Origin of the sequence: Alicyclobacillus suci, assembly GCF_017329615.1 — a bacterium.
Lineage (GTDB): Bacteria > Bacillota > Bacilli > Alicyclobacillales > Alicyclobacillaceae > Alicyclobacillus > Alicyclobacillus suci.
Genome location: NZ_JAFMTW010000012.1, coordinates 81,811 through 94,508, shown reverse-complemented (window position 1 = coordinate 94,508; position 12,698 = coordinate 81,811). Strand labels below are relative to the sequence as shown.

Below are 12,698 nucleotides of genomic sequence, written 5' to 3'. Positions count from 1 at the left end.
GTTCGGATACAAATTCCACTTGGCTGTGGATACCGCGAGTGAACTGCCAGTTGCTTTGGATGTCACACCAGCGAACGTCTTTGATGGTGAGATGGCGGCGCCATTGCTGGAACACGTCGTGACGACGCACGGTTGGAAAATCGACTTTGTCATGATGGATGCTGGATATGATCAAGTCAAAAACTATGAAACGGTTCGTCAATATGGTGCACAGGCGATTATCGCGATGAACAAGCGCGGTGAAAAAGAACCGCCTGAAGGAATCGCATCGGACGGGACGCCGCGTTGCACGATGGGATATAACATGGTGTATTGGGGTGCGGACGGTGACCGACTAAAGTTTCGCTGTCCGCACGCGGTTGGGAAGGTGGATTGTCCGCTTGGAATCGCGGCATGTTCCGAATCCAACTACGGTATGGTGGTCAAAAAGCGGATCACAGAAGATATTCGGCGGTACTGCACACCACACCGAGGCACGCAGAATTGGAAGTTGTTATACAACGAGCGAACTGCTGTAGAGCGTTGCAACGCAAGGCTTAAGACAAATTTGACGGCAAACGACGTCCATGTCCGAGGCATCCGAAAAGTAAAGGCGTACATGTTCCTCAACGCGATCGTGTTACTTGCATCGGCACTAGCTGTGAACCATATCGAACGACACAAGAAAACTGCATAAATCATAACAAGTTGACCTGATGAGACACGGCGCAAGAATACCGATATATGGAATATTGTCTGCTTACCCTAGGTGTTGTTCCTTTTTCACCTCCACCCAAAACGACCATTCTGCAAAACGCTCTATTTTCACTTAATGTAAGCACGTGTAGGGTTTCTATGCATTTGATTTCAGGTGAAGGGTATTACGATGCTCGAGGGAATACAGATTCGGTGAGGGGCACAGAAGCCGTTTAAGGAGGGAGGTATTATGATTTGGGTTTAACATTTTTCAAGATAGCGTAGTACTAATACATTTAACTCGTTTTCCGGAATCCGATGTAATGACGATATGAAATCACACAGGCGTCGAGAAAGTGAGCCTATCTTGGTTTTCCGGCCATTTGAATGTGGGACTTTTTGTACGCACTTTAATTGGTGCGTATGTTTTACTGCTTCCTGCTTACAATTTTGTTGTAAGGGGGAATCCATCAGATGTCAAAGAAGCACCCAGAGCCCACGCATAACGATGCGAATAAGACACTCCCAGTTGAGGAACATGAAGAACGAGTCCAGGGTGAGACAAAGAGAGCTCGTCAAGGCAAAGGGAAATAGCCTGATTATCGTAAGCACCGGTAAGCGGGTCTGAAAAAGAGGGGGCAGCGGAAGCTGCCCACATTTAGGGTGTTTGTGTAATACCAGGGTATGTACAAGGACTGCAAAGTTCAAGTGGGAAATATGTCCATATGATATTGTGGGATTGAACATCTGTGATACGTGGTGCGCGACATCATCTCCATAAAAAAAACATATGACTTCCATTGTGACTCCACATCAGGTTTTTATAATTCATCCTGTGGCGGCCCCTGTCCGTCATGGTCAGATACCTTGGGACAACTCTTTCGAGTTGTCCTATTTTTGTATTTTCCGTTTCACGGGTTGTATTGTTGCGTACACGAAGTAGGATGATGCGGATGGGTGTCGGGTAGTCTAAAGGTGGTGGTGTCAGAGCATGGCTTTGATTGTTATTTCTATAATCATTTTAAATGTCACAGCGCTTTTTATGCACAAGCGAATTCATTGGTGGGAATTATATTCGAGCGCGTGGTTTGCTCTGTTTTTCGAGCTATTTGCGAATACATACATCGACCTAAAGTACGACCTATACGGTTTTTTTGATAAAGGGCCAAGTTGGCAAACCATTTTAATGATGTTTGGCCTGTATCCCGCGGGAAATGCAATAATTCTCAATTTTTACCCCTATAGGAAACCTTGGGTTTATAAAATTTTGTATATTATCGGGATCGATATTATTTGTACGTTATATGAACAGGCAGCCATTCATTTTGGCGTGATGTATTATCATGGTTGGAAGTGGTGGTATTCGGGCTTGGCATATCTGATAATTGTCCCCATTCTAGTGTGGAATAGGCGCATATCACGCAAACTCGCCCACAAAGCGTATATGGATTAGGCATTAAAATTCCCTGGAAAATTTCGAGTCGGCGCGTAACCCTCATGGTGAAGTGAGTCCTGACATATTCCCCAAATCGAAACAGTATGCTAAACAATGGCGCCTGTCCATTGCACTGCCAGAAAGAGGGGGAGCATGTGCCTGGAGAATTGTCTGCGTTACTCGCTACCATTTGTTATGCATTGTCTAATATGTTCTTGAGAAAAGGACAAGAAAATACACTTCCAGCTGATAATGGCCTATTTCCGATTCTCGCAATTGGTGGTGTCATTTTGACTGTCAATTTAATTTTTGACGGAATTGACGATCCGGCACCTCTCTTAATCGGGGAGAGCTGGCTAAAAAATGTAGTTTTCTGTATGTCAGCGGGTATCGTGGGAACGTTTTTAGGAAGACTAGCGCTCTATGCTGCGATTCGGAGAATTGGTGCTATTAGAGGGATTATTTTTATCGCCATGGCGCCAGTTGTCACCCTCATGATTGCGATTTCCGTTCTAGGCGAACGGTTGACTTTACTGGATGTCATCGGAATCGCGCTGCTTGCCTCAGGCATTGCAATTTTAGTGGTCGAAGGTATTGCATATTCCGATAGAAATATGTTCTCCAAAGTTGTTCGTTCAGGGATTGTGGTCGCTGTGGTGGCAACGTTATGTCAAGGAATCGGATATTCGTTCCGAAAATTGGGCTCTGGTATCCCGATTGACCCGATTTTCGCCGCAGCCTTAGACACACTAGCGGCGCTCTTTGGGTATGTTCTGGTCTTGGCGCTGATGGGGAAATTGCGATTCTATATTCGATACTATTCGACTCATATTAACCTTTGGTTAGTTGCTTCTGGATTCCTCAATGCGGCGGCTGTATTTTTGTTTTTTGAAGCGGTCTCGGAAACGAATGTTTCTGTCGTCTCGATGATTACGGGAAGTCAGCCTGTTGTCATTGCGTTGTTGTGTGGGGTGTTTATGCGGGACTTGGAGCGGCTAACCCGGTTTACCATCATGAGTTCCATATTTGTGACCTTTGGGGTTGTGATGCTGGGTCTGAAGTAAGGCGCTTATCGCCAAGCATTATGTACACTCCGCGCCCAAGTAGGTATGAGACTTCGAGGGCGCGGATGTACGGCGTCATGGAGAGGTCTGTCCATCGTCATGAACAAAATCCTTCAGTTCCCGAAGGGATGTCCTTAGTCTTCGACTTCTGTATGGTCTCGCACCACATGTGTATATTGATACCCATGTTCGCAATGCATGCACTGCACGAGCACAACGAGTTCTCCTTCGGGTACAACCACTTTATTCACTTTCTCGCATTTTGGACAAATTGAATCCACTTCCCAGTGCTTATGTGTAGTCATGTCATCGCCTCCATGAAGTGCAATAGAAGTGCAATAGAAGTGCAATAGAAGTCCAACACGAGAAGCATAATCTCAGTACATCAAAAAACGATTGAAATGGTCTCATGTTGAACATTGTGGGGGCGAAACAGGATTGTCGATGTTTTAAGATGTTTAATTGGAAATGTTGTGTTGTGGGGGCTTGGTCGTGTCGTACGAGAGAAGTTCGGATTCTAAGTCGGTCGACCGCAATCTGTATGGGATATGTTTGTTCTTTTTGATTCTTATCATTTCCACCATACCGTCCCCATATAGATACGCGTGAAACCGAAACGTATCCTTAGCTTGTACGATTTGGATAGTTATCGGGTTTTGATCATGGCCATGAATCAATCCGCCTTCGTATAAAAAGTTTGCAGCCTGAAAAGCATCGACAAATTTTGAGAGTTGCTCGCCTTCTAATGCAATTTCGTTCACCTTGATGGATTGAACCAGATCTCGTTTGAGTTTCGGGTGAGTCGCAAACATGTTGAAGAATTTGTCCGCCCAAGCTGTCGGGGGGCTCATGAAGAATGCACCGATGATGTGAAGTGCCAATAAAATCATGATAATCCAGAAAACCATGTAAAGAACCCCTCTAGAACCGACTTTAACTTTATTATGTAGTATAGATTACGCACACAGTCGTATTCATCTTATCATGGTTCGCAGAAGGGGATCATCTACATATCGTTTGGTGGCCTCTCTGAATATAGATTCAGATGTGTTGTGGATAGTAGGAGCGTGCCTTGAGTGACCGGGGAAATGGCACGCTCTTTGCAAAACTCCAATTATAGCTTATCTGGATTGAGGAATTTTATTGGTCTTCCCATCCCACGTCGCATAGTGGAAATCGATAAGGTTCTTTTTGGCTGGTTATGGTATCTCTTTGCTGCTGATTCAAGGCTTTTTCTAAGTCTTTTGTCGCTTGTTTAAACTCGTTATACCACTCTTCCATCGAAACGGAGGCGTCCCATAGTAACTCGCGGTGGCCATCTTTGTATACGATGATACTGGCTACATGTTGAATATCACTCATATGCACCCTCCTCCTCATATGTCGACGGTTTCGTCTGTTTGTGCATAGTTTGCGATATCCTCATCAAAAACGCCTCAAGATGGCTGAATCAAACCTTTGTCAACATGGAGGTATCATACGAACGAGCGGACGACAAAAAGTCGTCTCGCTCTGGATAGCTATGTGTTTTCAGTCATGAAGAGGTGCGTACAGATTTGACAACAACCGTTTGTCCAGGTTTTAAGTTGATGATACGAGTACGGGTGACACGTCGAGTCCCGCTTTTTACAAAGATGGTGTCATTGACGCCTAGGTTGATGATGAGTGCCTGGCCGACTGGAAGACGGACCATGGTGGGGATTGTTGCTGTTGCATTACCACGTGAGAAATCGCGCGTTTGACCAGCCAACAACTGGACAGCAGATGCCATCGTGAATCGCTCCTTTCACATGCAGTACATGCAATGTGAATCGGACTTGTCTCCGCTCACGTCGAATGAAGGAGAACTTCGGGGGAGGCATGAAGACAAGCTAGGTGGCAGCGGCTGCTGATGAACACCTGTGACCGAACCCCGCTCTTGTACAGGTGCTCACCAGCGAGCCATGATACACCGTAGTCGAGTGATGTCGAAAATGTGCTACGGGGTGAAATTAAGGGTTCAACAATCGGGAGGGTTGGTTCTTGAACGTGTTGCTATGTTCGTGGTCTCGGTTTGATAAAGGAGACATAGCGTTTATACAGGCTGCACGACAAGCTTCGTCTTCAAACCCTGCGCGCGATGTTTTGCACGTGATGTGCGTCCAAGATGCGAACAGGCTCGACGCGTTGGGCGCCATCCGGTTTGCGCGCCCGTTTGCGACGTGTGGAATATTTGAACATGAGGTTTTATGATGAGCGTGATCTATTTGGAAATTATCAGTCATCTGGCGATAAGCGTTTTGGCTTGGACCATTTTGATACGAAACTCGTGATGTTTGTTGAGACGATGCATACGACCGTAGCTCGGGAAATGGCATTGGCAAGAACGAAGGTGATGCCGGATTATTCGACCAATTTCGTTCCGAAATTTAATACGATTGAGTTATCATAACCTAATCAATATAATTAGTGTATACAAATTTGATTCAGGGGGGCGTACAGGTGTTTGTGATGCAGGCGAGTTTCGAGATTGAGAAAGCGTTCGAAGAGAGATTGCGTGACAAAATGGAACGCAACCGTGCGGAAATCGTTGAAGCAGAAGGGTTGCAGTCAGTCGAGTACTGGCGGACGGAGCACAAAGATACGATTGAATATGCGTTTGTCTCCAAGTGGGCGAGTAACGAGCACTTTAAGCGTTGGATTTCGCGAGAAGAACATGTGAATGAGCATCGGACAATGCAGGCGAATCGAAATCAAAATGATGGTCCGAAAATGAAAAAGACGCTGCGTTCCTATGAAGTGTTGGCATAAGCGTGGCATAGGGACGCAGGTCCAATCATTTTGTGAACGTGTGCACTGCCTAGTCAGCTATCCAATTTTAGACTGATAATCGATTTTGTTCACTGCATTTTCAACTTGGACTTATCGCCGAATGAAACACCTATGAGTCACCCTAACGATATCATACTTGTGCACTTCGATTCATCTACGCATTGTGGTGCATGCATTGTCTGACTTTGCCACGTTAATCTTCATACCGCTTCATGACCAATACAGCATTGTGACCGCCAAAGCCAAATGAGTTCGATATACCGATTTTCACCTCTGCGTGTCTCGAACTTTGTGGGACATAGTCGAGATCACATGCAGGGTCGGGGTTTTCCAAATTAATGGTCGGTGGGATAATACTTTCTCGTAGCGTCTTCACAAGTGCGACGGCTTCGACGCCTCCAGCGGCGCCCAGCATGTGCCCTAACATGGATTTGTTCGCGGTAACGGTCAGTTTGTAGGCGTGATGGCCGAATAAGCGCTTGATAGCGCTTGTTTCAACTGCATCCCCAATGGTACTGGTAGCGTGAGCGTTGATGTGGTCAACTTCTTCCAAGCGGATTCCAGCGTCTTGAAGCGCTTCTTGCATCGCCTGCACTTGACCGGTACCCTGCGGCTCTGGGGCAACGATGTGATATGCGTCCGAGGACGCACCGTAGCCAATGATTTCTGCATATATGTCGGCTTTCCGCTGTTTCGCATGTTTGAGTGTCTCGAGTACTACGATTCCAGCGCCTTCGGAAGCGACAAATCCGTCTCTATCAGCGTCAAAGGGACGACTAGCGCGCTCTGGTTCGTCATTGCGGGTCGAGAGTGCGGTGGCATTGCCAAATCCCGAGAGGGTCAATTCATTGATGGCTGCTTCAGAACCACCCGCGATGACGACATCCGCTTTGTCTTGCTGCAACAGTCGGTACGCTTCGCCAATTGCATTATTTCCGGTCGCACATGCGGTGACAGGGGCAACGCAGGGGCCTGTAGCACCAAAGTGAATGCTGACTTGTGCTGCTGCCATATTGGGAATCATCATGGGAACCAATGTTGGACTTACGCGCTTTGGTCCACGATTTAGTAATGTCTTGTGACTTTCCAATAAGGTTTGAAGTCCACCAATTCCACTGCCAATATAAACGCCAACTCGCGCGCTGTTTTCGTCATCCATGCTGATCTTTGCGTCTTCCATCGCTTGGTGCGCGGCAGCCAACGCAAATTGACAAAACCTATCCATCCGACGAGCTTCCCGACCAAGTACGTCGTCGGGTTGAAACGTTCGAACCAGTCCTGCGATTTGTGCCTTGTGCTGTGATACATCGAATGAATCGATCTTGGAAATACCAGACTTCCCGGAAATTAAGCCATTCCAGAAGGTGTCTACATCGTTTCCGAGTGGCGTAATGACGCCCATACCTGTGATGACCACGCTCTCCATGGTTGACTCCCCCAATCGTCTCGTCTACTCCTTAGGTTATCATCCGCTTTATTCTGGTACAGGTTGCAGTTTATACTGGTATTAAGAGTAATACGATGCCATTTTTGATGGAGGCTTAACATTGAACGATCCCGTGCGACGGCAAGCACTGTCTGATTTTTTAAGGACGCAAAGAGGTAAACTTCAGCCGCATGACGTCGGTTTACCGGCTAGTGGTCGACGGCGCACGCCAGGTCTTCGGCGCGAGGAAGTCGCACTTTTGGCAGGGGTTAGTACCACTTGGTATACATGGCTAGAGCAGGGACGCGATATCTCAGTGTCCCCACAAGTGCTCAATTGTATTGCGGATGCTCTTCGTTTGACGCACGACGAGCGAAAGTATTTGTTCGTACTTGCGACGGGGCAATACGAGTCGTCGCTTACCGCGAGTACGACGGAGGTAAGTTCGGCTATCCACTTAATTCTTCAGCAATTGCATTTTTACCCGGCGTTTGTTTCGGATAGACGGTGCAATATTATCGGTTGGAACGAAGCCGCGGCTAAGGTTTTCATTGATTTTGATGAACTGCCTGCGGAGGAACGGAATATTCTGTGGATTTTATTTACTAGAAAAGAATTTAAGGTGTTAGCGGAAAACTGGAACGATTTTATCCGTGGTTTTGTGGCGATTTTTCGCTCCTATTACGGTCAATTCATGGGTGACCCTTGGTACATTGATTTTGTCGACAAGATTAGCCAGGTCAATCCTGAATTTCAGAGTTTTTGGAATCACAATGAAGTTAGTTCGGCGCCTGATATGTTTATTGAATTTAGGCATGCGAAGGCTGGGAAAATGCTCTTTGACCTTACTTCGCTGCAAGTTCAAGGAAGCAATGATATCCGGATTAGCGTGTATACGCCTTCGAAAGGTACCCATACGGAGGATAAAATTAAGAAGCTCGTGAAACATGATATCCATCGGAACCTGTAATGTTTCCTGTGCTCTGCTATACAGGTTGATAACCTCGAAATGCCCCAGTTTCCGCATCCACGGATATAATCATCGTCACTTCGTGTTTGGATAGTCTGCCCGGAGACTTGTATTGAACAACGGCTCGATACACCAGGGGTACATCACCGTTGATGGTGATTTTCCATCCTTCGGGATACCAATCTGAGTCGTGGAAGAAGGCGGCTAAGCGACATTCGTCAATGACCCACTTTCCTTCGTGGGGTTCGGCGTGAATGAGGGCTGCCATGTGTTTCACAGCTAGCTCGGATGCCTCAGATGCAGAAATAAAGGATTTCATAATGCTCGCTTCTTTCATGCATGATTTAAGGTATTACGATAACGTGTCGTCACAGCGCTTGAATCATATCATGAATATCTCATTGTTTCATCGAAATTTCCTCATCAACGGTTATGATGTTACTGAGCTGCTCATTTTACGAGAACGTATGATATGACCTATGAGGTGACGGCTATGGCACGCGTCTTGTTGATTAATGCAGGTTCTGAAGGACATATTAATCCTACACTCGGTGTGGTTCGAGAACTGATTCGTCGGGGTGAAGAGGTCGTTTACTTTACGGCTGAACCCTTTCGTGCAGATGTTGAACGTACGGGTGCAAGGGTGATCACGTTTGACATAGAGGAATTTTTGGCGGCTTTTCTTGCGGGGGGGCGCACGCCATGGGCGCGAGTGGGGGGACTGTTGCGGACCGCTGACATCGTGATTCCTAGTGTTTTAGCGCAAACAAGAGACAAGGAGTTTGATTACATCATCCATGACTCTATGTTTGGTTGTGGACGGTTGCTGGCGCAATTGCTTCATTTGCCGGCTATTAATTCGTGTACCAGTTTTGCAATTGACGAAAATCAGTTTAATCGTTTGCAAGAGCAGTTATCGCGCAATTTTCCAGATGACGTGAACGCACGTGGAAAAGAGGAGTTTGAACAGCTGGTGTGTCACGTGCAAGAGAAATATCATCTACAAGTGCAATCTACCTACGAAGTTTTTTGCAATCCAGCGCCGTTGACTATCGTCTATACATCGAGGCACTTTCAACCGGACGGAGAAGGATTCGACGAATCGTATAAATTTGTTGGTCCGTCTGTCATTCCGCGTCTCAACAGTTCGTTTGATTTTTCACAAGTCGACACAGACAACTTGATTTATATCTCACTGGGCACGGTGTTCAATCATGCGGTCGAGTTTTACAAGCGCTGCTTTGAGGCGTTTGCAAACACCAAGTACACCGTACTGCTATCCGTTGGTAGACAGACGCAGATAGAGGAACTTGGCGCCATTCCTGCAAATTTTCTTGTTCACCATTACGTGCCACAGCTCGAAGTCCTACAACATGCAAAAGTGTTTATCACGCATGGCGGAATGAATAGTACGAGTGAAGCACTGTATTACGGTGTGCCGCTGATTGTACTGCCGCAAAACGCAGACCAACCTATGATCGCACGGCGTGTAGCTGAAGTCGGTGCAGGCGTCTATTTGAATCCAGACGAACTTTCTGCGGATGAACTTCGAGCGGTGACAGAACGCGTGCTCAAGGATGCGTCCATCAAAAAGGTTTGTGAGGAGATTGGAGATTCGTTCCGAACGGCCGGTGGGTATGAACGAGCTGTCGACGAGATCTTTGCATTCAAGCGAAGTCGAGGAATTGCCGACTAGTGTTTCGAGTTACATTTAAATCCCGTTCGACTGGCGGTCTGCGTGTGATGCTATATTTGAAAAAAGACCGCGAACCTCGTGTGAGGTACGCGGTCTTTTCGGAGTATGCCAGGTTGGTGGCATGTATTTTTTATTCGGTGTCATTTACGTACCATGGGTAGTCGGGTTGGGGCGGATAATCATTCGGCTGATTTCGGTGATGGCTTGGAGGCGTTTGTTGATGGGTGTGACTTCCATGATGATGATTGTGAAAATGAGGGCTAGGAATCCGTAATACGACCCCTTTGTGAATCATATGGGGGTTTCGAATGCCATTTACTCTGGCGATTTCTTCGACTGACGTGTCGAATTTCTCTGCAATTGACCACAATGTATCCCCGCGTTGGACAATATATCGGACCATTGAAAAATCCCTCCTGAATGGTTAGCGTCGCCCACAACATATGGCAAAAGGCCAGAAGACGATTGTGCGTTCGCCTAGTGAGCCATGTGTTTTGAGATAAATCGTTTTTCGGGGGTTTTTATTGAGCAGTCAATCTCATAATGATATATGGGGTGAGAGACATGTATCGTCGTGTGAATCAGGTGGTTATTTATTATGACGATGCTACCAGTACTGCAGAAGACAAAGCCAATTGATTTCTAAAACCCCTGTCAGGGGATTTTTTCCACAGAGACTTCAATACGTTTTCGACAACTTAGCCCTTGCATGTCTGCAAGGGCATTTTTCTGCAATCTGCTCAAGCGTTCCTTGTATATGAATTATTTTTGGGAAAGATTGTTTTCCGCACTTGCGGCCGCTTCCTTAAATTTGTGTGGATATAGGGGGAAAGAAATGGTCACCGTTGTTCCCTTTCCATACTCACTCGTAATATCCATCGTTCCAGAGTGGTCTCGAATAATATTTTGACTCACAAGTAGACCCAGACCCGTCCCATCTTCTTTCGTGGTGAAAAAAGGGTCTCCAATTTTGTTCATAATTTCTTCGGGGATGCCACTGCCGTGATCGGAAAATGATACGATGACAAGTTCTCCTGTCTGATGCATCCGAATCTGCAGAACGCCACCACCGTTCATGGATTCCATACCGTTCTTAATGACATTTACAAATACTTGTTTTAGTCGATTGAACTCGGCTAAAACCGGTGCCTCATTGCTATCGAATTGAATTTCAATTTCAATGTTGTTCATGTGTGCCTGAGCACTTAAAAGATTTACAGTATCCATAAGAACGTCAGGGAGATTAATTGGGCGATATTGCATTGCCTGAGGTTTAGCAAGGGCAAGCATTTCATTCGTGATGCTTTCAATTCTAGCAAGCTCATTCTGCATCACAGAAAAATACTTCTGCTGAGAATCAGGCACAGTATTTTCCATTAACTGTAGGAACCCCATCACCGATGTGAGTGGATTTCTAATTTCATGCGCAATACCGGCCGCTAGTTGCCCTACAGCCCGCAATTTCTCATAGTTAATCAACATCTGTTGAGTATTCCGCAGTTCTGTCATATCTTTAGACACGGCGGAAATCGAAACAATTTTTCCCCGAGCGTTTCTAATCGGGGATAGTCGCACTAACACATTAAGGGTTTGACCGTTTTTACATATCTTTTTCCCTTCGTATTCAACGAATGGCACTTTTCCTTGGACAACCTCGTGAAATTTGGTTCGAATGTCTTCGAGTTCAGCGGCAGGGGTAATCGGAAGAAGGTGACCAGCTAGTTCCGCTTGCGTATACCCAAATAGCGATTCAAAAGCAGGATTCACCATAACAATCCGCATAGATGTATCGAATACCGATAGCGCATCCGTCGTATGATTAAAAAATGATTCCATGAGTTCTTTTGTGCCCCATAGGCGTCTACATAAAATGTATAACAGAATGGTTGTTCCTGCTGTCAAAATCAAGAATCTCTCGGAATTAACAAACCAAGGAAACCCATGCGCGAAAAAATGTGCAAAAAAGACACCGCTAATCCAATGCCATATGTAGCAGACCAAAACATAAAACGAAGTTACCCCTGCTGGACTAAAGCTGGAGATCTGTTTTCGCAACCTATCCAACCCAACCACCCCGAAAGCTCTATGCTGATTCCACCATTTTATGGATTGCACGACATCAGTACTGAGTCACATATGTAGCCTGATGATGGCGTGATTTCTTCTTTCACCTCAAACTCATCAGAATTCTAGCATAATCCTGCATGGTGATTTGCGTTGCGTGATGAAATAACAGGCGGTTCCCTGTCCTTATGTAGTGATAAAGGTTAGATGGATGATTCCTGATAGCTCCAATGACACACCCAACAGGTGAACGACTATCCATGATGAGCACCATCGTTGCACAACGCTATACAGATGCTGCGTTTCTGCTGGGCCTCTATAAATCATTGCGTATCAGTGTGCCACATGGGTGCTTGACCAGTATATGTTGTTTGTGTTACCATGATTTTCGCTACAAGCCGGGGTGGCGGAATTGGCAGACGCAGCAGACTTAAAATCTGCCGGGGGCAACCCCGTACCGGTTCGAGTCCGGTTCTCGGCACCAAGTGTACAAAAGGGATTTCGGGATTTTCCCGAAGTCCCTTTTGTACGAATCAATTTCCTGATATTACATATCC

15 protein-coding genes and 1 tRNA gene are annotated in these 12,698 nt (G+C 46.1%); 9 read left to right on the top strand and 7 right to left on the bottom strand.

Going from position 1 to position 12,698, the window contains the following annotated elements; translation table 11 throughout:
- From J3482_RS08630 to J3482_RS08620, 3 genes are all read left to right on the top strand, one after another.
- On the top strand, nucleotides 1-676 hold a 676-nt coding region (locus J3482_RS08630), incomplete at its 5' end, for a transposase (protein ID WP_206922284.1).
- Nucleotides 677-1,666: 990 nt separating this feature from the next.
- Complete coding sequence (locus J3482_RS08625) at nucleotides 1,667-2,128, top strand: CBO0543 family protein (protein ID WP_206922283.1); 462 nt, start codon at nucleotides 1,667-1,669, stop codon at nucleotides 2,126-2,128.
- A gap of 137 nt (nucleotides 2,129-2,265) precedes the next feature.
- The gene (locus J3482_RS08620) at nucleotides 2,266-3,174 is read left to right on the top strand and encodes an EamA family transporter (RefSeq protein WP_206916564.1); all 909 of its coding nucleotides are present in this window, start codon (nucleotides 2,266-2,268) and stop codon (nucleotides 3,172-3,174) included.
- A 134-nt stretch (nucleotides 3,175-3,308) separates the two neighbouring features.
- Here the strand turns inward: J3482_RS08620 and J3482_RS08615 are convergent, their stop codons facing one another.
- From J3482_RS08615 to J3482_RS08600, 4 genes are all read right to left on the bottom strand, one after another.
- Nucleotides 3,309-3,479: a hypothetical protein gene (locus tag J3482_RS08615; protein ID WP_021298314.1), complete on the bottom strand. Its 171-nt coding sequence runs from the start codon at nucleotides 3,477-3,479 to the stop codon at nucleotides 3,309-3,311.
- 153 nt (nucleotides 3,480-3,632) lie between these two features.
- Nucleotides 3,633-4,082 (bottom strand): YfmQ family protein, encoded by a 450-nt coding sequence (locus tag J3482_RS08610; protein WP_146821082.1) that lies wholly within the window; start codon nucleotides 4,080-4,082, stop codon nucleotides 3,633-3,635.
- Nucleotides 4,083-4,314: 232 nt separating this feature from the next.
- Complete coding sequence (locus J3482_RS08605; RefSeq protein WP_146821080.1) at nucleotides 4,315-4,536, bottom strand: hypothetical protein; 222 nt, start codon at nucleotides 4,534-4,536, stop codon at nucleotides 4,315-4,317.
- Between the two features lie 172 nt (nucleotides 4,537-4,708).
- Entirely contained in the window at nucleotides 4,709-4,945 is a 237-nt protein-coding gene (locus J3482_RS08600; protein ID WP_146821078.1) for a hypothetical protein, read from the bottom strand.
- Between the two features lie 251 nt (nucleotides 4,946-5,196).
- Between J3482_RS08600 and J3482_RS08595 the strand changes: the two genes are divergently transcribed.
- The 3 genes from J3482_RS08595 to J3482_RS08585 are packed head-to-tail and all read left to right on the top strand — an operon-like array spanning nucleotide 5,197 to nucleotide 5,964.
- Nucleotides 5,197-5,406: a hypothetical protein gene (locus J3482_RS08595; RefSeq protein WP_146821076.1), complete on the top strand. Its 210-nt coding sequence runs from the start codon at nucleotides 5,197-5,199 to the stop codon at nucleotides 5,404-5,406.
- Nucleotides 5,393-5,605 carry a hypothetical protein gene (locus J3482_RS08590; RefSeq protein WP_146821074.1) on the top strand — a complete coding sequence of 71 codons (213 nt, stop codon included), beginning with the start codon at nucleotides 5,393-5,395 and terminating at the stop codon, nucleotides 5,603-5,605. The genes J3482_RS08595 and J3482_RS08590 overlap by 14 nt, the downstream gene beginning before the upstream one ends.
- A gap of 59 nt (nucleotides 5,606-5,664) precedes the next feature.
- Nucleotides 5,665-5,964, top strand: a complete 300-nt coding sequence (locus J3482_RS08585) for an antibiotic biosynthesis monooxygenase family protein (RefSeq protein ID WP_223203978.1) — start codon at nucleotides 5,665-5,667, stop codon at nucleotides 5,962-5,964.
- A gap of 214 nt (nucleotides 5,965-6,178) precedes the next feature.
- Here the strand turns inward: J3482_RS08585 and fabF are convergent, their stop codons facing one another.
- The gene (fabF, locus tag J3482_RS08580; RefSeq protein ID WP_146821070.1) at nucleotides 6,179-7,411 is read right to left on the bottom strand and encodes a beta-ketoacyl-ACP synthase II; all 1,233 of its coding nucleotides are present in this window, start codon (nucleotides 7,409-7,411) and stop codon (nucleotides 6,179-6,181) included.
- Nucleotides 7,412-7,532: 121 nt separating this feature from the next.
- Between fabF and J3482_RS08575 the strand changes: the two genes are divergently transcribed.
- Nucleotides 7,533-8,381 carry a helix-turn-helix transcriptional regulator gene (locus J3482_RS08575; RefSeq protein WP_146821068.1) on the top strand — a complete coding sequence of 283 codons (849 nt, stop codon included), beginning with the start codon at nucleotides 7,533-7,535 and terminating at the stop codon, nucleotides 8,379-8,381.
- 16 nt (nucleotides 8,382-8,397) lie between these two features.
- On the opposite strand, the gene J3482_RS08570 is transcribed toward J3482_RS08575, so the two are convergent.
- The gene (locus tag J3482_RS08570) at nucleotides 8,398-8,700 is read right to left on the bottom strand and encodes a hypothetical protein (protein ID WP_146821066.1); all 303 of its coding nucleotides are present in this window, start codon (nucleotides 8,698-8,700) and stop codon (nucleotides 8,398-8,400) included.
- Nucleotides 8,701-8,874: 174 nt separating this feature from the next.
- Here J3482_RS08570 and J3482_RS08565 point away from each other — a divergent pair, with 174 nt between their 5' ends.
- Nucleotides 8,875-10,077 (top strand): macrolide family glycosyltransferase, encoded by a 1,203-nt coding sequence (locus J3482_RS08565; protein WP_206922282.1) that lies wholly within the window; start codon nucleotides 8,875-8,877, stop codon nucleotides 10,075-10,077.
- Nucleotides 10,078-10,839: 762 nt separating this feature from the next.
- On the opposite strand, the gene J3482_RS08555 is transcribed toward J3482_RS08565, so the two are convergent.
- Nucleotides 10,840-12,141 carry an ATP-binding protein gene (locus tag J3482_RS08555; protein WP_206922281.1) on the bottom strand — a complete coding sequence of 434 codons (1,302 nt, stop codon included), beginning with the start codon at nucleotides 12,139-12,141 and terminating at the stop codon, nucleotides 10,840-10,842.
- Nucleotides 12,142-12,538: 397 nt separating this feature from the next.
- On the opposite strand from J3482_RS08555, the gene J3482_RS08550 reads away from it, so the two are divergent.
- Nucleotides 12,539-12,625, top strand: a tRNA-Leu gene (locus J3482_RS08550).
- The last annotated feature ends 73 nt before the right edge of the window (nucleotides 12,626-12,698 follow it).